The organism is Acidiphilium sp. C61 (assembly GCF_905116885.1).
Lineage (GTDB): Bacteria > Pseudomonadota > Alphaproteobacteria > Acetobacterales > Acetobacteraceae > Acidiphilium.
In genome coordinates this window covers 1,015,120-1,036,195 of sequence record NZ_CAJHNI010000005.1, presented here as the reverse complement: position 1 = coordinate 1,036,195, position 21,076 = coordinate 1,015,120, and the positions used below count along the sequence as shown (strand labels likewise).

General features: G+C 65.3%; 24 protein-coding genes. 18 read left to right on the top strand and 6 right to left on the bottom strand.

The window, feature by feature from the left end; all coding sequences use genetic code 11:
• Window positions 1-18: 18 nt before the first annotated feature.
• The 3 genes from HUW10_RS07655 to HUW10_RS07645 are packed head-to-tail and all read right to left on the bottom strand — an operon-like array spanning window position 19 to window position 2,251.
• Window positions 19-576, bottom strand: coding sequence for a YbhB/YbcL family Raf kinase inhibitor-like protein (locus tag HUW10_RS07655; protein WP_174502950.1), 558 nt, complete (start codon window positions 574-576; stop codon window positions 19-21).
• Between the two features lie 11 nt (window positions 577-587).
• Window positions 588-1,301, bottom strand: a complete 714-nt coding sequence (locus HUW10_RS07650; RefSeq protein ID WP_174502949.1) for an ABC transporter permease subunit — start codon at window positions 1,299-1,301, stop codon at window positions 588-590.
• A 35-nt stretch (window positions 1,302-1,336) separates the two neighbouring features.
• Entirely contained in the window at window positions 1,337-2,251 is a 915-nt protein-coding gene (locus HUW10_RS07645; RefSeq protein WP_174502948.1) for an extracellular solute-binding protein, read from the bottom strand.
• A gap of 114 nt (window positions 2,252-2,365) precedes the next feature.
• Between HUW10_RS07645 and HUW10_RS07640 the strand changes: the two genes are divergently transcribed.
• From HUW10_RS07640 to HUW10_RS07555, 18 genes are all read left to right on the top strand, one after another.
• Window positions 2,366-2,743 (top strand): winged helix-turn-helix domain-containing protein, encoded by a 378-nt coding sequence (locus tag HUW10_RS07640; RefSeq protein WP_174502947.1) that lies wholly within the window; start codon window positions 2,366-2,368, stop codon window positions 2,741-2,743.
• Window positions 2,744-2,863: 120 nt separating this feature from the next.
• Window positions 2,864-3,343, top strand: coding sequence for a TspO/MBR family protein (locus HUW10_RS07635; protein ID WP_236656285.1), 480 nt, complete (start codon window positions 2,864-2,866; stop codon window positions 3,341-3,343).
• Window positions 3,344-3,559: 216 nt separating this feature from the next.
• Window positions 3,560-4,183 carry an ankyrin repeat domain-containing protein gene (locus tag HUW10_RS07630; protein ID WP_174502945.1) on the top strand — a complete coding sequence of 208 codons (624 nt, stop codon included), beginning with the start codon at window positions 3,560-3,562 and terminating at the stop codon, window positions 4,181-4,183.
• A gap of 143 nt (window positions 4,184-4,326) precedes the next feature.
• The gene (locus tag HUW10_RS07625; protein ID WP_174502944.1) at window positions 4,327-4,878 is read left to right on the top strand and encodes an acetate uptake transporter; all 552 of its coding nucleotides are present in this window, start codon (window positions 4,327-4,329) and stop codon (window positions 4,876-4,878) included.
• A gap of 255 nt (window positions 4,879-5,133) precedes the next feature.
• Complete coding sequence (locus tag HUW10_RS07620; protein ID WP_174502943.1) at window positions 5,134-5,361, top strand: twin-arginine translocase TatA/TatE family subunit; 228 nt, start codon at window positions 5,134-5,136, stop codon at window positions 5,359-5,361.
• Between the two features lie 10 nt (window positions 5,362-5,371).
• The gene (tatA, locus tag HUW10_RS18305) at window positions 5,372-5,632 is read left to right on the top strand and encodes a twin-arginine translocase TatA/TatE family subunit (protein ID WP_174502942.1); all 261 of its coding nucleotides are present in this window, start codon (window positions 5,372-5,374) and stop codon (window positions 5,630-5,632) included.
• Between the two features lie 24 nt (window positions 5,633-5,656).
• Window positions 5,657-6,289, top strand: a complete 633-nt coding sequence (locus HUW10_RS07610) for a methylthioribulose 1-phosphate dehydratase (RefSeq protein WP_236656283.1) — start codon at window positions 5,657-5,659, stop codon at window positions 6,287-6,289.
• Window positions 6,286-6,828, top strand: a complete 543-nt coding sequence (locus HUW10_RS07605) for an acireductone dioxygenase (RefSeq protein ID WP_174502940.1) — start codon at window positions 6,286-6,288, stop codon at window positions 6,826-6,828. Before HUW10_RS07610 ends, HUW10_RS07605 begins: the two co-directional genes overlap by 4 nt.
• Window positions 6,829-6,843: 15 nt before the next feature.
• Window positions 6,844-7,542, top strand: coding sequence for an acireductone synthase (mtnC, locus tag HUW10_RS07600; RefSeq protein ID WP_174502939.1), 699 nt, complete (start codon window positions 6,844-6,846; stop codon window positions 7,540-7,542).
• A 12-nt stretch (window positions 7,543-7,554) separates the two neighbouring features.
• Window positions 7,555-9,084 (top strand): apolipoprotein N-acyltransferase, encoded by a 1,530-nt coding sequence (gene lnt / locus HUW10_RS07595; protein ID WP_174502938.1) that lies wholly within the window; start codon window positions 7,555-7,557, stop codon window positions 9,082-9,084.
• Between the two features lie 300 nt (window positions 9,085-9,384).
• Window positions 9,385-9,870, top strand: a complete 486-nt coding sequence (locus tag HUW10_RS07590) for a helix-turn-helix domain-containing protein (protein ID WP_174502937.1) — start codon at window positions 9,385-9,387, stop codon at window positions 9,868-9,870.
• A 64-nt stretch (window positions 9,871-9,934) separates the two neighbouring features.
• Window positions 9,935-10,606 (top strand): ribulose-phosphate 3-epimerase, encoded by a 672-nt coding sequence (gene rpe / locus HUW10_RS07585; protein WP_174502936.1) that lies wholly within the window; start codon window positions 9,935-9,937, stop codon window positions 10,604-10,606.
• Between the two features lie 13 nt (window positions 10,607-10,619).
• The gene (locus tag HUW10_RS07580) at window positions 10,620-12,194 is read left to right on the top strand and encodes a heparinase II/III family protein (RefSeq protein ID WP_174502935.1); all 1,575 of its coding nucleotides are present in this window, start codon (window positions 10,620-10,622) and stop codon (window positions 12,192-12,194) included.
• A 4-nt stretch (window positions 12,195-12,198) separates the two neighbouring features.
• Window positions 12,199-13,197, top strand: coding sequence for a UDP-glucose 4-epimerase GalE (galE, locus tag HUW10_RS07575; protein WP_174502934.1), 999 nt, complete (start codon window positions 12,199-12,201; stop codon window positions 13,195-13,197).
• An 8-nt stretch (window positions 13,198-13,205) separates the two neighbouring features.
• Window positions 13,206-14,330 carry a glycosyltransferase family 4 protein gene (locus HUW10_RS07570; protein WP_174502933.1) on the top strand — a complete coding sequence of 375 codons (1,125 nt, stop codon included), beginning with the start codon at window positions 13,206-13,208 and terminating at the stop codon, window positions 14,328-14,330.
• A gap of 11 nt (window positions 14,331-14,341) precedes the next feature.
• Window positions 14,342-14,809, top strand: coding sequence for a CreA family protein (locus tag HUW10_RS07565; RefSeq protein ID WP_174502932.1), 468 nt, complete (start codon window positions 14,342-14,344; stop codon window positions 14,807-14,809).
• A 15-nt stretch (window positions 14,810-14,824) separates the two neighbouring features.
• Window positions 14,825-16,366, top strand: a complete 1,542-nt coding sequence (gene purH, locus HUW10_RS07560) for a bifunctional phosphoribosylaminoimidazolecarboxamide formyltransferase/IMP cyclohydrolase (RefSeq protein WP_174502931.1) — start codon at window positions 14,825-14,827, stop codon at window positions 16,364-16,366.
• Between the two features lie 5 nt (window positions 16,367-16,371).
• The gene (locus tag HUW10_RS07555; RefSeq protein WP_174502930.1) at window positions 16,372-16,929 is read left to right on the top strand and encodes a carboxymuconolactone decarboxylase family protein; all 558 of its coding nucleotides are present in this window, start codon (window positions 16,372-16,374) and stop codon (window positions 16,927-16,929) included.
• 143 nt (window positions 16,930-17,072) lie between these two features.
• On the opposite strand, the gene parE is transcribed toward HUW10_RS07555, so the two are convergent.
• From parE to aroA, 3 genes are read right to left on the bottom strand one after another with little or no spacing between them, the layout of a single operon-like run.
• A complete protein-coding gene (parE, locus tag HUW10_RS07550) occupies window positions 17,073-19,034 on the bottom strand; it encodes a DNA topoisomerase IV subunit B (RefSeq protein ID WP_174502929.1) in 1,962 nt (653 codons plus the stop codon).
• 25 nt (window positions 19,035-19,059) lie between these two features.
• The gene (gene cmk / locus HUW10_RS07545; RefSeq protein WP_174502928.1) at window positions 19,060-19,698 is read right to left on the bottom strand and encodes a (d)CMP kinase; all 639 of its coding nucleotides are present in this window, start codon (window positions 19,696-19,698) and stop codon (window positions 19,060-19,062) included.
• Window positions 19,695-21,032 (bottom strand): 3-phosphoshikimate 1-carboxyvinyltransferase, encoded by a 1,338-nt coding sequence (gene aroA / locus HUW10_RS07540; protein ID WP_174502927.1) that lies wholly within the window; start codon window positions 21,030-21,032, stop codon window positions 19,695-19,697. The genes cmk and aroA overlap by 4 nt, the downstream gene beginning before the upstream one ends.
• Window positions 21,033-21,076: the final 44 nt, after the last annotated feature.

Sequence of the window (21,076 nt, the reverse complement as noted above, 5' to 3'; positions counted from 1 at the left end):
TGGTTTGAAGCCGCCCGGTCACCTGGCCGGGCGGCCGTAAAGCCCCGTGATCGTGGCGCTGGCCAGCGCATCCTGCGCCAGCGCCCGGCGGAGCGCAGCATGGGACGCCAGCGCCGCTGCCGGCAGCCGGGCGATTCGCAACGCATAGACCGTTAGATGGTAGTGATGCGGCGGGTCGCCGACGGGCGGGCAGGGGCCCTGGTAGCCATGGATGTTGCCGCTGCCGTTGCCTTGAACGGTGCCGCGCGGCAGCGCGTTGCGCCGGCTCCCGGAACCCTCTGGCAATGACGTGACGCGCGCCGGAATGTTCGCCACGATCCAGTGCCAATAACCCTTGCCTCGCCGGGCATCGGGATCGAACAGCGTGACGGCATAGCTGCGTGTGCCCGCCGGCGCGCCGCTCCAGGCGAGGGCGGGGCTGATATCGTTACCCGTACAGCCGAGGCGGTTGAAGACCTGGGCGGCCGGAATGGTCCCGCCATCGCGAAACGCCGTCGTGTGCAGTGAAAATCCGTCGGCGCGCGCGGTTTTGGTCAGGGCCATCAGCGCAAGTGCAAGCAGAACCGGCCGTTTCATCAGCGTCATCCTCAGCGTTTCGAGCCTCGCCGGAGCAGCCAGAGCGGCAATGGCAGGGCGGCGAACAGGAACACCCAGAGCAGCGGGAACGTGGCGGAAAGCCCGCCGTCTTCAAGATCCACCCAAAGGCGCACGGGCATGCCCTGCGGAAAATAGGCGAAGATCAGCACGATGCCGAGTTCGCCCACCCCGCGCACCCAGGCCAGCGCCAGGGCGGCGCCAAGCCCGTCGCGCGCCATCGGCAGGGTGATATGGCGGAAGATCTGTCGGCGGGACACGCCGAGGGTAAGAGCCGATTCGGCGAGTTCGGCGGGAATTTCGGCGAACGCGCCGCGCGCCGCGACGACAAAGGTCGGCAGGCCGGCATAGATCCCCGCGATCAGCAGCGCCGGGGGATTGTTGGTGATGATCCCGCCGAAGCGTTCGAGCAGGGTGCCCACCGGACCGATCGGGCCGTAGAACGCGGCGAGCAGGATGCCGAGGGCGAGCGGCGGGGTCAGCAGTGGCAGCAGCAGGAACAGTTGCGCGGCATCTCGCGCCCGTCCCTTGCCGGCGGCAAGCCAGTGGGCCAGCGGCGTGCCGAGCAGTGCTATGACGGCCAGAGCCGCGAGCCCATAAGACAGCGAGACGATCAGAGACCTGCCATCGGCCCCGGAGAGGCCGAAATGGCGCCAGTCGGTCATCATGAAAAGGCCGACGAATGGCGCCGCCAGCAGCAGCAGCACGAAGCCGCGCAGCAGGGTTCCGGGAAGCGCTCCGGTCAGACCGGTCCGCCCAGTGGCGGATTGTAGCCGTATCGTGCGAACAGTTCCTGTCCCTTGCGGCTTTGCAGCAGTGAAACGAAAGCCCGTCCCGCCTCGGGATTCCGGGCGTTGCGCGGCACGCAGGCATAGAAGACGAGCGGCTGCGTGTGCAAGGTCTGCCTGTGGCCCTTCACCCTGAGCGTGACCGCGGCGCGGGAATACCATTCTGCCACCATCGATGGATCGCTGAGATTGATCTGTCGGGGCAGGGCAAGAAACGGCAGCTTGAGCGACTTCACTGCACTTTCATAGCCGATCGTGGCGTCGACCGCGCCGCTGTCGATCCGCGAGAGCAAGGAGGGTTCGGGGAAGATCTGCGCAGGGTTCACCGGCGTGCCGAGCACGCGCCGGATCAGGTCCGGCTTCTGGTAGTAACGCTGGGCAAGATCGAACGTGAACAGCACGTTGCGGCCTTGCGGATCGGTGCGCGGGTCGGTGCGGCCGAAGCGCAGACCGGGTTTTTCGAGGATGTCGAACCAGTGCGCGCCGGCATCCGCGGCCTCGAAATCCTTGTGGAAGCGCGAATGGGGCGACCATGCCAACACCATCGCGGTGCTCGCCACCGGAACGGCGTGGCTGACCAGCCCCGCTGTCTGCAAGATCTCGATCGGGCCGCGCGTGATCGAGATGAACGCGTCCACCTGGAGCGTTTTCGCCGCGATGAGATGCGCGAGGCCGAACGCGCCCCGTCCGATGCCGCGGAACTGGTCACCGGACTGGGTCTGGAATGCGGGGCCCAGGCCGCGGTCCATCAAAAGGCCCATCGAGCCCGCATACGCGATCGTGGCGGACTTGCCGGCAGCCTCCGCCGTCATGGGGGCGAGTGCGACAGCGCCTGCGAGCCTCGCGAACGCTCTTCTGGACAATATCATTGGGGAGTCTCCTTGTGCGGACCGTGCCACCTTCGGGCAATCGATATGTTCAATTGGCGATATCGTCAATTCGTCATATCGAAATCGATGATGTTTTGTGTTTGAACCGGAGGGATGGAGACCGAAACCGGAATTCCCCCGCTCAGCTTACGCATTCGCGTTGTGCAGGGTAGGGATCTTTTGCTTGGGCCTGGCCGTGCCGACTTGCTCGCGTTCATCCAGGAGACGGGCTCGATCGCGGCAGCCGGCCGGCGTATGGGCATGAGCTACAAGCGGGCCTGGCAACTCGCCGAATCGATGAACGCCACGTTCCGCGCCCCGCTGATCCATGCGGCGAAGGGCGGGGTCGCGGGTGGCGGCGCGCAATTGACCGACCTTGGCGTGGCGGTGCTTGCAGCCTATCGACAACTGGAGGCAATGTCGCGGCGTGGTGGCGCATCGGCGTTGGATGTCCTGGCCGATGCACGAGGCGCCAAGGCACCCGACGTTTGAGCATGGTGGCCGGTCCGGAAATCCGGAATCCGTCCCTTTTCACCAGCACCTGTTTTGCCTAATTTGATGTCTGAAGGAGTATGTGTCTTCCGTTTGCCAGAGCGCCCCGAACGGCACCGCATGTCCAGCGCCCAGATCCGGGCGCTGCTGGGCTTTCTTGCGCTGGCGCTCCTGGCGGGCGCTGTCGGCGGATCGGTGACCGTTCCGAACATCCAAAGCTGGTATGGCGTGTTGCCGCATCCGCCGGGCACGCCGCCGGATTGGGTATTCGGCCCTGCCTGGACGGTGCTTTACCTCGACATGGCGATCGCGGCGTGGGTTGTCTGGCGCAGCCCGGACATCCCGACACGGCAGCGCCGCGCGCTCAGCCTCTGGGGATGGCAACTCGCCGCCAATGCTCTCTGGTCGCCGGTCTTTTTCGGCCTTCACCGGCCGGATGTCGCCCTGGTCGTCATATGCGCGCTCGATGCACTGGTCGTTGCGACGATTGCCGCCTTCCGGCCCATCAGCCGTCTCGCCGCGGCGATGATGGTGCCTTATCTCGCGTGGTGCCTGTTCGCGACCTATCTCAACGCGGGCTTCTGGTTTCTGAATCGCTGATCGGGTATTATCTGGACGAGTTGCGTCGCTTGATGTCGGGCCTGGACAGATTGCGGGTCACGCCAATGACGAAGTCCATTTATCCGCGTCGGTATTCCAGCCAGAGACGGCGGACGCGGAACATCTGAGCCGATACAGGGGCGATCGGAGTGTCAACTGTATCGTCCGTGCCCTCAACCAGACAGGCGGACTGTCCGCCAGGGAACCTTGCCTGCCATGACCTTTCGATCAAAGCTGCGTTGTCTCGGACTTGCGACCCTGCTTGGCAGCATCATCAGCATCGTTCCTGCGAATGCCCAAATGGCCGGTGCCGGTCCGGGCAATGGCCTGGGGCCAATCGGCGGCATTCCCCAGCCACGCCATGAAGCGCCAACCGAAGCCCCGCCCGGACTGCCAGGCGCCTCTTCGGCCGGCAATATTTCGGCCGGCCCGGTCACCGATGCGGGCGGCGATCCGACCACGCTGCTGTTCAAGGCGATCAATCACGGCGACTACGCCCAAGCGCGTGCTGCGGTGAGTCGCGGCGCCAATCTTGCGGCCCGCAATGCGCTGGGTGAGACGCCGATCGAACTTTCGGTTGAGCTGAACCGAAACCGCATAACCTTCATGCTGCTGTCGGCGCGGGCAGAAGAGGTGCCCGCCTCGACGATCGCGACAGGGCCGTCTTTTGCGCAGCCTGCGACCAAGGCGCCGACCCGTTCCAAGGTTCATGGAATCCCGAAATCCTCAATGATGGTCAAGGCTGCGGGCCGTCCGGCATATCCAGCCGGGCAGGTCGCGCATGATGCCGGCCGGCCCGATCCGAATGCCGGCTTCCTCGGCTTCGGGCATGGTGACTGATCCGTCCCGGTGCACCGGAGTTTGATCCGGGTGCGGTTCGTTTGCCTGAACGTGAAAAGCTGGTAATTGGAATATGGAGCGACGCTCGATGGCGGATGCCTCCGTCAACCAATGATCAGCTGAAAAATTCTAAGGGAGATGACATGAACACCTTCAACCCGGCACCACTGGGACTGTTCGGTTTCGCGCTCACCACATGGCTGCTGTCGATGATCAACGCCGGACTGCTGCCCGGGGCTGGTCTTGGCATGGTTCTCGCCATGGCATTCGCTTTCGGCGGCACGGCACAGCTCGTTGCCGGGTTGGGCGAGATGAAAGTTGGCAACACTTTTGGATTTGTGGCGTTCACCTCGTACGGCGCCTTCTGGTGGTCCTTTGGCCTGTTCGTCGAATTCTTCGCCAAAGGTGTGCCGGGTCCCATGGTCGGCTGGTATCTGCTGGTCTGGGGTGCCTTCAGCTTTGTCATGTTCATCGGCACCTTTGCCCTGAACAAGGCGCTGCAGCTGATCTTCGGCTTCCTGGTTGCAACCTTCGTGCTGCTTGGCCTCAATGACCTTCTCGGGGCTCCCGCGCTTGGCCAGTTCGGTGGATATCTCGGCCTCATCACGGCGGTGCTCGCGTTCTATCTGGGCGCCGCTGGCGTGATCAACGGCGCTCATGGCAAGGAAATCCTGCCGATCGGCGCGAAGGCCTGACCGACGATAACATCCCGCCTGGGTGACGGAGCCGGCAGTCGCCGGCTCCGTTTTCGTTTTTGCGGGAGGGCCACGAATCGGTGACCAGCCGGCCATTGGCGAGGCTGGGCGTTTGGAGTATTCATATTATGGACGGATACCGATAGCTCCGGGCGAGTCATCTCCACCGATCTGTCATCCGCCATTCGTCGGGCCGGCCAGATCGGGCCAGCCCCCCAGAGGCGGGGATCGCTATAGTGAGGAAGGATACAGATTATGGGTGGTTTGAGCATCTGGCATTGGCTCATCGTTCTCGCGGTGGTGTTGCTCCTGTTCGGAACCGGCCGGGTGGGCAACCTCATGGGTGAACTCGGCAAGGGCATGAAGGCGTTCAAGAACAATATCGCCGACGACCAGCCGTCAAAGGATGCCTCCATGCTCGAGCAGCATGCCAAGGGGCCGGAAGCCAGCGCCGAGAAAAAGGCCGAGCAGAGCAAGGTCTGAGGCCGAACCGATGGGATTCGATTCGCCTGTTCACTGGCTCATCGTCATCGCCGTGATCGCATTGCTGTTCGGCGGGTCGCGCGTCGGCAATCTGATGGGCGAGCTTGGCAAGGGCATCAAGTCGTTCAAGCAGAACATGAACGATGCCGATGCGGCGAAGCCGGCAACGGCTGAAAAGGCCGGCACTGCCGCGCCGGAACAAATTCCGGCCCCGGGGGCGAGCCCCGACGACGCCCGCGTCGCCGATACCGCAAACAACGCCCGTCACTGAGCCGGATCGAGCTGAATGAGCGCAATGCCAGCCGCCATTCAAGCGGATACCGGGGCTGAGCTGGCGTCGCGCGCCGGCGAACTCGTCGCCATCGGTGCCCGCATGGACCGGAAAGGATGGGTTCCCGCCTCGTCGGGCAATCTCTCCGCGCGTCTCGGCGCCGGGCGGATCGCCATTACCCGCAGTGGCGTTCACAAGGGACGGCTCGCGAGCGACGATATTATCGAGGTCGGGATGGACGGAGCCCCCCTCCGCGCCGGAGACCGCCCCAGTGCGGAAACCTTGCTCCATTGCCAGATTTACGAGCAGTTTCCTGGCGTCGGCGCAGTGCTGCACGGCCATTCGGTGGCAGCGACGGCGCTGTCCCTGACCGATTCGGCCCCTGCAATCCAGTTCGAGGGTTACGAGATCCTCAAGGCGTTTCCGGGAATCGCAACGCACCAGACGAAGGCTTTGCTCCCGGTATTCGAGAATGACCAGGACATGCGGCGGCTGGCCGCAACGATTGCCCCTGCGCTTCAGGCTGCGCCGATCGGATATGTCCTTCGCGGTCATGGCGTTTATGCCTGGGGCGAAGACGTCGAGCGCAGCTTCTGGCGTCTGGAAGCGCTTGAATTCCTGCTGTCCTGTGAATGTGAACGGAGACGGATCAGATGAGCACACTGAAGATCTTCAACGAAACCGCCGGAGACACGCCTCTGGTCGCCACTTCGGATGCGGTGGAGATCGCGTCCGAACTCAAGGCGATCGGGGTGCGGTTCGAACGCTGGGCAAGTCCTGTCGTGCTGGCGCCGGAGGCTTCGCCGGAGGAAATCCTGCAAGCCTACCGCCCCTATCTGGATCGCCTTATGGGGGAGACCGGAGCGGGGTCCGCAGATGTCATCAAGATGACGCCGGACCATCCACAGGCCGCGGTTCTGCGCGACAAGTTCCTCAGCGAGCACATCCATACCGAGGATGAGGTCCGGTTTTTCGTGCGTGGCTCAGGCCATTTCGTCATGCATGTCGATGGCCGAGTCTACGATGCTCATTGCGCGGAGGGCGACCTGATATCGGTGCCGGCGAACACCCGGCATTGGTTCGATGCCGGGTCTGCACCGGATTTCATTGCATTGCGCATCTTCACCGACACGTCCGGCTGGGTGGCGCATTTTACCGGCGACGAGATCAGCGCGCGCTTCCCGGTCGCAGCCTGAGCCGGTCGATCGTTCGTGACCATCAGACCCGAACTCCTGCTTCTCGACATCGAGGGCACGATCGCGCCTATCAGCTTCGTCCACAACGTGCTGTTTCCCTATGCGCGCGACCGACTAGCCAGTTTCGTCGCTGCTCATGCGGCGGAGCCGGATATCGCCACGGCTCTCGCTGAACTCGACGCGATCGCCCCTGGAGCGCCGCCGGTAGCAACGCTGCTCGCCTTGATGGAGCGCGATGCCAAGATCGGGCCGCTCAAGCTGATCCAGGGACGGATCTGGGCTGAAGGTTTCGCTGCCGGCGACTTGACGGGCCAACTCTACCCGGACGTGGCGCCGGCATTGCGCGCATGGCACGCGGGCGGTGGGCGGCTTGCCGTCTACTCCTCCGGGTCGGAGGAGGCCCAGCGTCTCTTGCTCAGCCATACCGCGGACGGCGATCTGACGGGGCTGTTCGAGCGGTTTTTTGATACCCGCATGGGCGGCAAGCGTGAAGTCGCCAGCTATGCGGCGATCGCCCGGGCGCTGTCCCTCGCGCCGGCGCAGGCCCTGTTTCTGTCCGATATCGCGGCCGAACTCGCCGCCGCCTCTGCCGCGGGGCTGAAGACGTTGCAGATTGTTCGTCCCCAGGATGAAACGGTTGCGTCCCCCGATCACCCGACGGCACCCGATCTCGCCGTGGTCATGGCAACCCTCGGCTGTACCGATCTCGTCTAGGAACCATCGGACATGACCTCCATCGACCGACTTGCCGCCCGCATGCCGGCACGGCTGCGCGGCGATGCCTGGCAGTGTTTTGCGCTGGGTTTGCTTGCGGCCGTCGCGCTGCCCCCTTTCTACCTCCTGCCGGTGCTATGGTTTGTGGTGCCGGCGCTGCTGGCGCGCCTCTCACGGTCGGGCGGATGGCGCTGCGCCGCGTGGCTCGGCTGGTGTTTCGGATTTGGCTTCAACCTGCTGGGATTGTTCTGGGTCACCGAACCGATGCTGATCATGGCATCGGATTTCTGGTGGGCGATTCCGATTGCCGCCCCGGCAATCGCCGTCGCGACGGCGCTGTACATGATCCTGCCAGCACTCGCCGTCTTTGCCATACGACCCGTCAACCGGGCGGGGCGATTGTCCGCCGTGCTGCTGTTCGCGGGCGCGCTGGTACTGTCGAACCTGGCCCAGGAGTTTCTCGTCACCGGTTTTCCCTGGAATTACTGGGGTGCCGATTGGGCGTTTCCCGGCCATCTCGGCCTCGCGATGATCCAGCCGGCGGCGATTGGCGGCATTTTTCTGCTCACCCTGCTGACAGCCATTGCCGCGGGGCTTCCCTATGTCGGCCGGCGGGGCTGGATCGGCAGCGCCGTTCTGCTCGCGCTCTGGGCGGGCTACGGATTCGCGCGCACCGCTGCAGGCCCCGCACCGTCCAGCCCATATACGGTCGCGATGCTTCAGCCAGATTTCGCGGTGCCGGGCAGTTTCACGCAATCAGCACTCCAGGCGCGCTGGCAGCGCGATCTGGCCCTGACGGGCGAGGCCCTCGCCAAGGCCGGCAAGGGCAACGACATCGTCATCTGGCCGGAAACGGCGAGTCCCGCCTTGCTTCAGACCGATGCCGCCGCCCGTTCGGCGATTGCCGCAATCGCTGGCGATACGCCAATACTCGCCGGTTCGTTCCGTCTTGCTGCCGACGGGAGCATGCGCAACTCGCTGGTCGCGGTGAAAGGGAATGGCCCTTCCGTCGCATGGTACGACAAGTGGAAGCTTGTTCCGTTCGGTGAATACACGCCGGGCTGGTTGCCGCTGAAGGTGACGCCCGGTGGCGGGTTCACGCCTGGTCCCGGTCCGCGCACGCTGCATGTTCCAGGCCTTCCGCCGGTAGGGCCAATGATCTGCTACGAGTCGATATTCTCGGGCATGGTCGTCGATCCCCGCGACCGTCCCGCCTGGCTGCTGAATATCAGCGACAATGCCTGGTTCGGCGATACGACCGGCCCGTATCAGGATTTCGCCACCACGCGGTTGCGCGCGGTGGAAGAGGGATTGCCGCTCGTGGTCGACACCAATTCCGGAATTTCCGCGGTGATCGGACCGCATGGCCGAGTCGAGGCGACGTTGGGGCTCGATCGGGCAGGCGTTCTGGTTCATAAACTCCCGGTTGCGCTCACGCCGACACCGTTCAGCCGTTTCGGCGTCACTCTGGCGGGAACCCTTGGCTTTTACGCGTTGGTTTTAGGTCTGGTTTGCCTGATCGTATCGATCACCGTGACATGAGATGCGTCTGGTCTCACTGTCTTAAAAATAATTCAAGCTTGTGTATTTGAGGCGTGACCACTATTGTAGATAGTGGTTGACGGATAGTGGTGCCGACCTCTGGTAGCGAGGTTCAGCCATCTAGATATTTTCTTAATTTTTGTATCTTAACCGGTTTTGAAGCTTGTGAAGGCATGATGTTTTTCTTGCGGTGCGCTATCGGAGCTGCCGATGCAAAACAGACAGGCGTCATCTTCATATCCCCGGCGGCGCAGATCGCGACCGTTTGCGGGGCCGGTTGGTGCCGCTGAGGAATAGGAAATGAGTTCAAACGGTGGTGACACCAACGATCGCAGTGACCGGGATGGCCGGCCCAGCCCGATCGATGTGCATGTCGGGTCCCGGATCCGGCTTCGGCGGACGCTGCTCGGCATGTCACAGGAAAAGCTGGGCGATGCGCTCGGGCTGACGTTCCAGCAGGTCCAGAAATACGAGCGTGGGGTGAACCGGGTCGGCGCGTCCCGCCTGTTCGACATCTCCCGCGTTCTCGATGTGCCGATCAGCTTCTTCTTCGACGATATGCCGGAGGGGATGAACGAGATGCCGATGTCCGGCCCGCGCGGCCGCAACAACGGCCTGTCCGAGGCTCAGGAACCGTTCGGCGTCGGGCTCGATGACCAGATGACCAAGCGCGAGACACTGGAACTGGTTCGCGCCTACTACCGGATCACCGAACCTACGGTGCGCAAGCGCATGTTTGACCTGATCAAGTCGCTTGCACCGTCCGATTCCTTCCCGACAGAATAAACTTGCGCGCGGCGGTGACGCGTATGCTTGTGGTTAAGCGAGTCTCCTGGCTACATTGCAATCCATGAGTGCAACGTCCCGTCCTTCGCCGATTATCGCCCCGAGTCTGCTCGCCGCTGATTTCGGACGGCTCCGCGAGGAAGTCGCCGCCGTCGAGCGTGCCGGCGCTCACTGGCTGCATCTCGACGTGATGGACGGCCATTTCGTGCCGAATATCAGTTTTGGCGCGCTGGTGCTGAAGGCGTTGCGCCCGCATACCCGGCTGGCGTTCGATGTTCACCTGATGATCGCGCCGGCAGATCCCTATCTCGCCGATTTTGCGAAAGCCGGCGCCGATCATGTGAGCGTTCATGTCGAGGCCGGGCCGCATCTGCACCGTTCCCTGCAAACGATCCGCGATCTCGGTCTCAAGGCTGGGGTTGCCATCAACCCGGCAACGCCGGCCGAGTCGGTGCGGCATGTGCTGGATCTCGTGGACATCATCAATGTCATGACCGTCAATCCAGGTTTTGGCGGCCAGTCCTTCCTCGACAGCCAATTGTCCAAGATTGCCGAACTCCGCCGCATGATCACGGAGTCCGGACGCGACATCCGTATCGAGACCGATGGCGGCATAGATCCCGCCTCCGCCCCTCGCGCCCTGAACGCAGGCGCGGACGTGCTGATCGCCGGCAGTGCGATCTTCGGCAAGCCGGACTATGCGGCCGCAATCGCAGCCTTGGGGGCAAGTGATTGAAGCGGAGGGAATGATGCGCGGCGCGAGACAGTGGGTTGCCCGGCTCGCGACTTTGCGCGGAGGCCATGTGCCTGATGCGCCCTCGGTCGCGCTCCGCGATCCCTGGCCTGGCGAACCGGCGCGTGGTGCGCGGATCATCAAGGGCGAGATCGAATACCAGAATGTCGTGCGCCCCCTCCGCCCCGGACTTTTCCACGAGAATGACGGCTCCCCGGTGTTTATCGCCCATATCCAGGGATTTTCCTGGCTGCGCGATCTGCGGGCATTGGGAACCGACGCGGCGCGCACCCGCGCGCGGGCGTTGATCGCCGACTGGATCCGCTGCGAAACCTTGCCGCCGCTGGCTGAGGCGCCGGAGGTTGCCGGCGCGCGGATCGCCGCCTGGCTGGGCCATTACGACTTCTTTGCCGCCTCGGCTGACGACGATTTTCGCCAGATGCTGATGTCCCGTCTCGTAGCGGAGGCCAGAATGCTGTCGGCAAACCTGCCGGCGGAAGCGCGGGATGCGAGAGCCTTCACCGCCATCAAGGGGCTGATCGCTGCGGCGGTGGCGCTGCCGGAGCATGGTGGCTTCATGCAGCGGGCTCTTCGCTTCCTCGTCCCCGAACTCGAACGCCAGATCCTTCCCGATGGGTCGCATGTCGAGCGGAGCCCTTCCGTTCACTTCTCGGTTTTGCAGGATCTTGCCGAAATCCGCGCCTTGCTGCAGCTCGCCCGGGCGGAGGTGCCGCCGCAGTTGCCCGGCGCCATCGAGCGGCTTGCCATCGGGTTGCGGGCCTTGCGCCATGGCGACGGCGGCCTCGCGCTGTTCAACGGCACGAGCGAGGACTGGCCGAATCTGATCGACCTTGTGCTGAGCCAGGCAGGTCGCACCGGCCGAAGCGCCTTGGCCCTCGCGGGGGCAGGGTTTCACCGGCTCGCTGCTGGCCGGTCGCTGGTGATCGTCGATGCCGGCCAGCCTCCCGGCCCAGGCACCGACCGTTTTGCGCATGCCGGTACATTGTCATTCGAATTCTCCGTCGGGCGTGATCGTTTGATCGTGAATTGCGGCGCCGCACCGGCCGCATCGAGCGGCTGGCGCGACGCCTTGCGCAACACAGCCGCCCATTCCACCGTTGTCGTCGCCGATGTGTCCTCGTCGGAGCTGATCGATCAGGGGCTTGGGCGACGTCCCGCCCACGTCGAGGTGCAACGCCAGGAAGCGAACGGGGCACACTGGATCGAAGCCAGCCACGACGGCTGGCAGAAGGTGCTGGGCGTCGTGCATCGCCGCCGCCTTTATCTTGCCGAGAGCGGCGATGATCTGCGTGGCGAGGACAGTATCGAGGCCGACCAGCCGCAGCCGTTCACACTCCGGTTTCATCTGCATCCGAACGTGACCGCGAGCATCCAGCAGGATGGGGAAGGGGCGTTGCTCCGCCTGGCTTCGGGCCAGGGCTGGCGGTTGCGCGCGGGCGGCGCGACGATGAGCATCGAGGAGAGCATCTATTTCGGTGGACCAGAGCCGCGTCGCGCGGAACAGATCGTGCTGACCGGAACGCCCGATGGTCCGCAGCAGGTGAAATGGGCATTGACCAGGATGGGTTGACCGGATGTCACGAATCATGCTCACCGGCGGCGCCGGCTTTATCGGCTCGCATACCGCCGTGGCGCTTCTCGAGCGCGGCTACGACGTCGTGTTGCTCGACGATTTTTCCAACGCCGCGAGGGACGTGCCAGACCGTCTGCACCGGATCACCGGCGTCACCGTTCCTGTTATCGAAGCCGATATTCGCGATCCCGAGGCGATGCGTGCGGCATTTGCCGCTTTTCCGGTTGATGCCGTGGTTCATTTCGCGGCGAAGAAGGCGGTCGGCGAGAGCGAAAGCAATCCGCTGCTCTATTTCGACGTCAACATTCTGGGCACGATCCGCCTGCTGACGGCGATGCGCGATGCGGGCGTGCGCCGGCTGGTGTTTTCTTCATCCGCCACCGTCTACGGGGAGCCGGATGTCTGCCCGATACCCGAAACCGCCTCCCTCCGTGTCACCAACGTCTATGGCCGGACAAAAATGGTCATGGAGGGGATGATCGAGGACCTGTCGCGCACGGGTACGCTCGCTGCGTCCGCCATCCTGCGCTATTTCAACCCGGTCGGTGCCCATCCTTCCGGTCTGATCGGCGAGGATCCGCGTGGGGTTCCTGCCAATCTGATGCCCTATCTCTGCCAGGTTGCGGCGGGACAGCGTTCGCACCTGACCGTGTTTGGCGACGATTACCCGACGCATGACGGCACCGGTGTGCGCGATTTCATCCATGTGATGGACCTCGCCGAGGCGCATGCCGCTGCCGTGGAGCGCATCCTCGCGCATGATGGCGGTTTCGCCGTCAATCTCGGCACGGGAACCGGTTATTCCGTTCTCGACCTCATCCACGCCTTCAAGGCGGCGACGGGGATTGACGTTCCTTATCAAGTCGGACCCCGACGGCCCGGCGATGTTGCCGCCTGCTATGCCGATCCCGGCCTCGCCGCCAGCCTGCTTGGCTGGCGCGCCACCCGCGGCGTGCAGGACATGTGCCGTGATGCCTGGCACTGGCAGAGCGGGCGCTGAGTCCGCCGTTGGATCGCCACATCGTCTTCCTGATCGGGGAAGACTGGTTTTTCCGCTCGCATTTCCGCGCTCGCGCCGAGGCTGCGCGGCTGGCGGGGTGGAAGGTCACGGTCCTGACCCGTACGGGCGATGCCGCCGCATTGTTGCGCGCGGAGGGGTTCGAGGTCATTCATGTCGACTTTCGCCGTGCCCGCCTCAACCCGCTGGCGGAATTCCGTCTGCTCCGATCGATCGCCCGCCATTACCGGGCACTCTCACCCGATGTCGTCCACCATGTTGCGCTGAAACCCATCCTGCTGGGCAGTCTTGCCGCCGCTCTCGCACGCGTTCCAGCGGTCATCAACGCGCCCGTTGGCCAGGGTTTTGTCTTCACGTCGGCACGCCTGAAGGCGCGCCTGCTGCGTCCTGCGGTCAGTCTCGGGTTGCGGCTGGCGATGGGGGCTCGCGGCGCGCTGGCCGTGTTCGAAAATCATGATGATCTGACGGCCATGACGGCCTCTGGCGCGCTCCCGTCCGAGAGGGCCTATCTGATCAGGGGGGCGGGCGTCGACCTCGCCTCATATCGGCCCCATGCTCCACCCGCCGGCAAGGTGCGCATCGTGCTCGGCGCGCGCATGCTGGCAGACAAGGGGATCAGGGAATTCATCGAGGCCGCTCGACTTCTGCGTCTGCGTGGTGTTGCTGCCGAATGCCTTCTGGCCGGCGGCCCTGATCCGCAGAATCCGGCAAGTCTTGACGCGTCCGAACTGCAACGCGCCACTGAGGCAACCTGGCTGGGGCCGATCACCGACATGGCCAGCCTTCTGGCCTCCTGTCATGTTGCGTGCCTGCCCTCCTATCGCGAGGGGCTGCCCAAATTCCTGCTGGAAGCCATGGCGTCAGGCCTGCCTTGCGTGGCAACGGACGTCGTCGGCTGCCGCGAGGCGGTGGCCGATGGCGAAAGCGGCCTGCTGGTTCCGCCACGCGATCCGGCGGCCTTGGCCGACGCGCTGGAGCGCCTCGTCGCCGATCCCGTGCTGCGCGCCCGCATGGGCGCGGCCGGGCGTGCGCGGGCGGAAACCCTGTTCGCCGACGAGGTGGTTTGCGCGGCGACGCTCGCGGTCTATGAACGCGCCATCCGACACGACGTTTGACAGGGGATGGCATGATCAGGCGGCTCGCATTTCTCGGCATCATGGCCGGGGTCTGGACGTTCGCGGCGGCAACGGCGCAGGCGGAAACCCGGATCGGCGCGGTCTCGACCAATTTCCGCCTGCTCGGCGCGAACGACAAGGTGGTGATCGAGCGGTTCGACGACCCGAAAATCCCCGGCATCGCCTGCTATGCGAGTTTCGCGAAGACCGGCGGGGTCAAGGGCAGCCTCGGTGTCGCGACCGATCCATCGCAATTCGGCCTGTCCTGTGTTGCCACCGGGCCGGTCACACTGCCGGCCGGCCTGCCGGCGAAGCAGCAGATCGCCGCGATTTCGGCGTCCTTCCTGGTGAAGCATTTCGATCTCTTCCGCCTGGTCGATCCCGATCACAAGGCGATCGCCTACGTGCTGATCAGCACGAAAATCATCCACGGCTCGCCGGCCAACGCCGTCTCCGCCGTTCCCCTTTCCGGCCACTGACAGACGAGGTTTGCGATGAGCGACAGAGTGAACATCCGAAGGGCCCTCATCTCGGTGTCCGACAAGACGGGGCTGGTCGAACTCGGCGGCGCGCTGGCGGCCCAAGGCGTTGAAATCCTCTCGACCGGCGGCTCCGCCCGCGCGCTGCGCGAGGCCGGGATCGCCGTTGTCGAGGTCGCGGATTACACGGGCGTTCCCGAAATGCTCGATGGTCGGGTGAAGACGCTGGTGCCGAAGATCCATGGCGGGCTGCTCGGCCGGCGTGACCTGCCCGAGCATCTCGCACAGATGCAGCAGCACGACATCCCGCCGATCGACCTGCTCGCGGTGAATCTCTACCCGTTCGAGGAAACGGTCGCGAAGGGGGCGGATTTTGAAACCTGCGTCGAGAACATCGATATCGGCGGCCCCGCGCTGATCCGCGCTGCCGCGAAGAACCATGATTCGGTGGCGGTTCTCACCAGCCCGGCGCAGTATGACGATCTTGTCGCGGCGCTGGCCGAGGGCGGGACGACGCTGGAGCAGCGCCGCCGCCTCGCCGCCGCTGCCTATGCCCGAACCGCCGCCTACGACGCCGCGATTTCCGCATGGTTCGCGCAGCAGACTGGAGAGATGTTCCCGGCCAGTCTTGCCCTGGCCGGCGCGCGGCAGCAGATGCTGCGCTACGGCGAGAACCCGCACCAATCCGCCGCGTTCTACCGCACCGGCAACCGTCCCGGTGTTGCTACCGCGCGGCAGTTGCAGGGCAAGGAACTCTCCTACAACAACATCAATGATACCGACGCCGCCTTCGAATGCGTCGCCGAGTTCGACCGGCCGGCGGTGGTGATCGTCAAGCACGCCAATCCGTGCGGCGTCGCCCTCGGTGCCGATCTCGCCGAGGCCTGGGACCGCGCGCTGGAATGCGATCCGGTCTCTGCCTTCGGCGGCATCATCGCCGTCAACCGCCCGCTCGACGCGGCTGCCGCCGAGAAGATGGCCAGCATCTTCTCCGAGGTGATCATCGCGCCCGACGCCGCACCCGACGCGGTGGAACTGCTGGCCCGCAAGAAGAATCTCCGCCTGTTGCTTACCGGCGGCCTGCCCGATGCGGCGGAGCCGGGTCTTGCCTGGCGCAGCGTCGCCGGCGGCTTCCTCGCCCAGACCCGCGATGCAGGGCGGATTGGCCGCGACGACCTGAAAGTCGTTACCCAGCGCGCCCCGACCAACGCCGAGTTCGCCGATCTGCTCTTCGCCTTCCGTGTGGCCAAGCATGTGAAGTCGAATGCAATCATCTACGCGAAAGCGGGGGCGACCACCGGCATCGGCGCGGGGCAGATGAGCCGCGTCGACTCCTCGCGCATCGCCGCCCAGAAGGGTGGGGAGAAGATCCCGGGCTCGGTCGTCGCATCCGACGCGTTCTTCCCCTTCGCCGACGGTCTTGTGGCCGCGATCGAGGCCGGCGCGACGGCGGTCATCCAGCCCGGCGGCTCGATCCGCGACAATGAGGTGATCGCGGCGGCAGATGCCGCCGGGATTGCCATGGTTTTCACCGGCATGCGCCATTTCAGGCATTGATCGACATGACCCACACACCCCGCCTTGGTCTTCCCGACCTCTCCCGGATGAGCGAAGCCCAACGCGCCGCTCACGATGCCATCGCGTCCGGCCCGCGCGGCCGTGTCGAGGGGCCGCTCGCAGTCTGGCTGCACAGCGCCGAACTCGCCAACAACGCGCAGGCCCTCGGCGCCTTCTGCCGCTTTGGCTCGTCGCTGCCCCCGCGCCTTTCGGAACTCGCGATCCTGGTGATGGGCGCCTATTGGCGTGCCGGTTTCGAATGGTACATCCACGCGCCGATCGCCGCGAAAGCCGGTGTGCCGGAGACCGTCATCGCCGCGATCAAGGCGGGCGAAACGCCCGTTTTCGCCGAGCCGGACGCAAGAGCGGTGCATGATTTTGCCAGCGAACTCCTCACCGCGCATGAAGTGTCCGATGAGACTTACGTCTTTGCCCGCCGCCAGCTGGGCGACCGGGCACTCGTCGATCTGGTCGGGATACTCGGCTATTACGGGCTGATTTCCATGACCATCAAGGCTTTTCGGGTGCCCGTGCCGGACGGCGAGTCAGAGCCCTTCGCCTGATGACAACCGCCATGCTCGTCAAGAGCGTGGCGGATTAGAGCATGTTCCGATCCATCCTGATCGGATGTCGTGCTCTATCTTGTTGATAATTAGAGCATCTTTATCCGCTCAGATGATCCCATCTGATCGGACGATGCTCTAACTTAGACGTCGACTTCCTGCACGCTCGATGCATGGTCCTGGATGAAGCGGAAGCGCAGCTCGGGCTTGCGCCCCATCAGGCTCTCGACGATTTCCGCCGTTTCAGCCCGCGCCTCGGGCGGGGCGAGAACGCGCAGCAGCACGCGGCGCTTCGGGTCCATCGTGGTTTCCTTGAGAATCGCCGGTGGCATCTCGCCAAGTCCCTTGAACCGGCTGATCTCGACCTTGGCGTTCGCCTTGAACGCCGTCTTCACCAGCCGGTCGCGCTCGCTATCGTCCATCGCATAGACCGACTTGCCGCCCTGGGTGAGGCGGTAAAGCGGCGGCTGGGCGAGATAGATATGGCCACCGCGGATCAGCTCCGGCAGCTCGCGGTAGAAGAAGGTCATGAGCAGCGAGGCGATATGGGCGCCGTCGACATCGGCGTCGGTCATGATGATGATCCGGCCGTAGCGCAGCGCGTCGATCTGGAACCGTTCGCCGACGCCGCAGCCCAGCGCCTCGATCAGGTCCTTCAGTTCCTGGTTCTGCCGCAGCTTCTCGGTGGAAGCGGAGGCGACGTTGAGGATCTTGCCGCGCAGCGGCAGCACGGCCTGGGTCTCGCGGTTGCGCGCCTGCTTGGCCGAGCCGCCTGCCGAATCGCCCTCGACGAGGAACAGTTCGGTGTCCTCGCGGCTTTCGCGCGAGCAATCTGTCAGCTTGCCGGGCAGGCGGAGGCGCCGCGTCGCCGATTTGCGGGGCGTGTCCTTCTGCTCGCGGCGGCGGATGCGTTCCTCCGCCCGCTCGATCACGAAGGCAAGAAGATTGTCGGCATTCGCCGGATCGCCGGTGAGGAAATGCTCGAACCGGTCGCGCAGCGCCGCCTCGGTCAGTTTCTGCGCCTCCGGCGAGGTCAGCTTTTCCTTGGTCTGGCCCTGGAATTGCGGCTCGCGGATGAACAGCGAGAGCTTGGCGGAGAGCGCGCCGGTCGCATCCTCGGCGGTAATCACCGCGGCGCGCTTGTTGCCGCGCTGCTCGCCGAAGCCGCGCAGCCCCTTGAGCAGGGCGGCGCGAAATCCCGCCTCATGCGTGCCGCCGAGCGTCGTCGGGATCGTGTTGCAATAGGTCGAGAGCGTGGCATCTGCGGTCTCAAGCCAGGCACACGCCCACTCGATCCGTCCGGCATCGTCCGGCAGGTCGGCCTGCCCGGCCCAGACGGGGGCGACCAGCTTCGGCGCGGTGCCCAGTTCCTCCGCCAGCGAATCGGCGAGGCCGCCGGGAAAATGCAGTTCCGCCTGCGCCGGCACATCGCCGCCGGCAGCGATCAGCGATTCATCGCAGGACCAGCGGATCCGCACGCCGCGGAACAGATAGGCCTTCGAGCGGCACATCCGGTAGAGCCGCACCGGGCTGAATGTCTTGTCGCCGAAAATCTCGGGGTCGGGGATGAAGCGGATCAGCGTGCCGCGCCGGTTCGGCGTCGCCCCGGCATTGACCAGCTTGGTCAGCGGCTTGCCGCGGGCATAATCCTGTTTCCACAGCGTTTTCTCGCGGGCAACCTCGACTTCGAGCCTCTCGGCCAGCGCGTTCACCACCGAGGAGCCGACGCCGTGCAGGCCGCCCGACGTGGCATAGGCCTTGCCGGCGAACTTGCCGCCCGAATGCAGCGTGGTGAGAATCACCTCGAGTGCTGACTTGTCACGGAACTTCGGATGCGGATCGACCGGAATGCCGCGCCCGTTGTCGCGCACCGTAAGCAGGTTTCCGGGTGCCAGCGTCATCTCGATGATCGAGGCGTGGCCGGCGACGGCCTCGTCCATCGCATTGTCAAGCAGTTCGGCGGCGAGGTGGTGCATCGCCGTGTCGTCGGTGCCGCCGATATACATGCCGGGGCGGCGGCGAACCGGCTCCAGCCCTTCGAGAACCTCGATGTCCTTGGCGGAATAGCTCGCCTGGCCGGCGCCCTGCTCGAACAGATCGGTCACGCTGTCTCCTCTGGTCCGGGCGGGGTCAACCCCGCGCAAGTACCTTGTTCACCAGATCGGCCGCCGCGGTAAAGGCATGATTGGCATCCATCTCGCTGGTATCGAGCAGCAGGGCGTCGTCTGCCTGCACCAGCGGGGCGGCGGCGCGGGTGCGGTCGGCCTCATCGCGCGCGGCAAGCTCGGCGCGTACCGAGTCGAAGCCGGGATCGATTCCATTGGCAAGCCGCTCAAGATGCCGGCGTTTCGCCCGCACATCCAGCGATGCGGTGACGAAGAGTTTCACGTCGGCCTCAGGAAACACGATCGTGCCGATGTCCCGCCCGTCCAGTACCGCGCCGGAGGAAGCGGCGAAACGGCGCTGGAAGTCGAGCAGGGCGGCGCGCACCGGTCTGATCGAGGCAACTGCGCTGGCCGCACGGTCAACCTCCGGGGTGCGCAGGTCGCCGCGTTCGAGATCGAGCCGGCTGAGCGAGCGGGCCTGTTCCGCGCTGGCCGCGGGATCGGCCGGATCGCCCCCTCGGTCGAGCACGCGCCGCGCCACCGCGCGGTAGAGCAGCCCGGTGTCGAGATAGGGCAGGTTGAAGGCGGCGGCGAGGCGGCGGGCGAGCGTGCCCTTGCCTGATGCGGCCGGCCCGTCGATCGCGATGACGATCGGTCGCGTCATGCCGCCGCCTCGATCGCCGCGCCGATCCCGCGCATCAGCGGCAGGAAGTCGGGGAAGCTCGTATCGATGAAGCGTGCATCGTCGATCGTCACCGGTGTTGCGGTGGCAAGGCCCATGACCAGCGCGCTCATCGCCAGGCGGTGGTCCATATGCGTCGCCACCGTGGCGCCGCCGCGCGCGCCACCCCCCTCGATGATGAGGTCGTCATCCTCCACCCACGCCTTCACGCCGTTGGCAGTGATCATGGCGAGCGTCGCGGCGAGGCGGTCGCTTTCCTTCACCCGCAGTTCCGCGAGGCCGCGCAGCCGCGAGGTGCCGCGCGCCATCGCGCAGGCGATGGCAAGGATCGGGTATTCGTCGATCATCGATGGCGCGCGGTCCGCCGGCACATCGACGGCGCGCAGGTCAGACGCCGTGACGATGAGATCGCCCACCGGCTCGCCGCCGGCCTCGCGGGCATTCACGATCGCGATCGCCGCTCCCATCTCGCGCAAGGTGAGAAACAGGCCCGTCCGCAGCGGGTTCAGCCCGACCCCCTGGATCGTGACGCGCGAGCCCGGCACGATCAGCGCGGCGACGATCGGGAAGGCGGCCGATGATGGATCACCGGGCACGACGACATCCGCGCCGCGCAGCTCCGGCTGCCCCCGCAGGCGGATCAGCTTGCCGGTGCCGTGCGCCGCAACGTCCACCTCGGCGCCGAAATGGCGGAGCATGTTCTCGGAATGGTCGCGGGTCGGCTCCGGCTCCTCGATCTCGGTGATTCCGCGGGCATTCAGCCCGGCGAGCAGCAGCGCCGACTTCACCTGGGCGGAGGCGACCGGCAGGCGATAGGAAAGCGGCATCGCCTCGGCGGCGCCGCGGACCGAAAGCGGCAGGCGTCCGCCCTCGCGCGCGGCGAAGACCGCACCGGTCGCGGCCAGCGGGTCGATCACCCGGCGCATCGGCCGGCGGCGCAGCGAGGCATCGCCCGTCATGACCGCGAAAATGTCGTGGCTCGCGAGAATGCCGCACAGCAGCCGCGCGGCGGTGCCTGAATTGCCCATGTCGAGCACGTCATCCGGGCTTTGCAGCCCGCCGATGCCCGGGCCGGAGGCGCGCCACTCGCCCGGGCCGGTCCGCTCCATCGTCGCACCCAGCGCGCGCATGGCGGCGGCGGTGCGCAGCACGTCCTCGCCTTCCAGCAGGCCGGAAATCCTGGTTTCGCCGACAGCCAGACCCGCGAACATCAGCGCGCGGTGGGAAATCGACTTGTCGCCCGGAACGGTGATCGTTCCAGCAAGCGGTGAAGCGGGACGGCGAGATGTCTGGGGCAGCGGGGCAGCGTGTTCCATGGCGCGGCGCTTACCACGAGTGAGCGAATTTGCCAGCCATCATT

What these genes read in the sequence shown, in the direction of transcription:
- HUW10_RS07655 (WP_174502950.1), bottom strand. Translation starts at nt 576, where the DNA reads ATGAAACGGCCGGTTCTGCTTGCACTTGCGCTGATGGCCCTGACCAAA.
- HUW10_RS07645 (WP_174502948.1), bottom strand. Translation starts at nt 2,251, where the DNA reads ATGATATTGTCCAGAAGAGCGTTCGCGAGGCTCGCAGGCGCTGTCGCA.
- HUW10_RS07640 (WP_174502947.1), top strand. Translation starts at nt 2,366, where the DNA reads ATGGAGACCGAAACCGGAATTCCCCCGCTCAGCTTACGCATTCGCGTT.
- HUW10_RS07635 (WP_236656285.1), top strand. Translation starts at nt 2,864, where the DNA reads ATGTCCAGCGCCCAGATCCGGGCGCTGCTGGGCTTTCTTGCGCTGGCG.
- HUW10_RS07630 (WP_174502945.1), top strand. Translation starts at nt 3,560, where the DNA reads ATGACCTTTCGATCAAAGCTGCGTTGTCTCGGACTTGCGACCCTGCTT.
- HUW10_RS07625 (WP_174502944.1), top strand. Translation starts at nt 4,327, where the DNA reads ATGAACACCTTCAACCCGGCACCACTGGGACTGTTCGGTTTCGCGCTC.
- HUW10_RS07620 (WP_174502943.1), top strand. Translation starts at nt 5,134, where the DNA reads ATGGGTGGTTTGAGCATCTGGCATTGGCTCATCGTTCTCGCGGTGGTG.
- tatA (WP_174502942.1), top strand. Translation starts at nt 5,372, where the DNA reads ATGGGATTCGATTCGCCTGTTCACTGGCTCATCGTCATCGCCGTGATC.
- HUW10_RS07610 (WP_236656283.1), top strand. Translation starts at nt 5,657, where the DNA reads ATGCCAGCCGCCATTCAAGCGGATACCGGGGCTGAGCTGGCGTCGCGC.
- HUW10_RS07605 (WP_174502940.1), top strand. Translation starts at nt 6,286, where the DNA reads ATGAGCACACTGAAGATCTTCAACGAAACCGCCGGAGACACGCCTCTG.
- lnt (WP_174502938.1), top strand. Translation starts at nt 7,555, where the DNA reads ATGACCTCCATCGACCGACTTGCCGCCCGCATGCCGGCACGGCTGCGC.
- HUW10_RS07590 (WP_174502937.1), top strand. Translation starts at nt 9,385, where the DNA reads ATGAGTTCAAACGGTGGTGACACCAACGATCGCAGTGACCGGGATGGC.
- rpe (WP_174502936.1), top strand. Translation starts at nt 9,935, where the DNA reads ATGAGTGCAACGTCCCGTCCTTCGCCGATTATCGCCCCGAGTCTGCTC.
- HUW10_RS07580 (WP_174502935.1), top strand. Translation starts at nt 10,620, where the DNA reads ATGCGCGGCGCGAGACAGTGGGTTGCCCGGCTCGCGACTTTGCGCGGA.
- galE (WP_174502934.1), top strand. Translation starts at nt 12,199, where the DNA reads ATGTCACGAATCATGCTCACCGGCGGCGCCGGCTTTATCGGCTCGCAT.
- HUW10_RS07565 (WP_174502932.1), top strand. Translation starts at nt 14,342, where the DNA reads ATGATCAGGCGGCTCGCATTTCTCGGCATCATGGCCGGGGTCTGGACG.
- purH (WP_174502931.1), top strand. Translation starts at nt 14,825, where the DNA reads ATGAGCGACAGAGTGAACATCCGAAGGGCCCTCATCTCGGTGTCCGAC.
- HUW10_RS07555 (WP_174502930.1), top strand. Translation starts at nt 16,372, where the DNA reads ATGACCCACACACCCCGCCTTGGTCTTCCCGACCTCTCCCGGATGAGC.
- cmk (WP_174502928.1), bottom strand. Translation starts at nt 19,698, where the DNA reads ATGACGCGACCGATCGTCATCGCGATCGACGGGCCGGCCGCATCAGGC.
- aroA (WP_174502927.1), bottom strand. Translation starts at nt 21,032, where the DNA reads ATGGAACACGCTGCCCCGCTGCCCCAGACATCTCGCCGTCCCGCTTCA.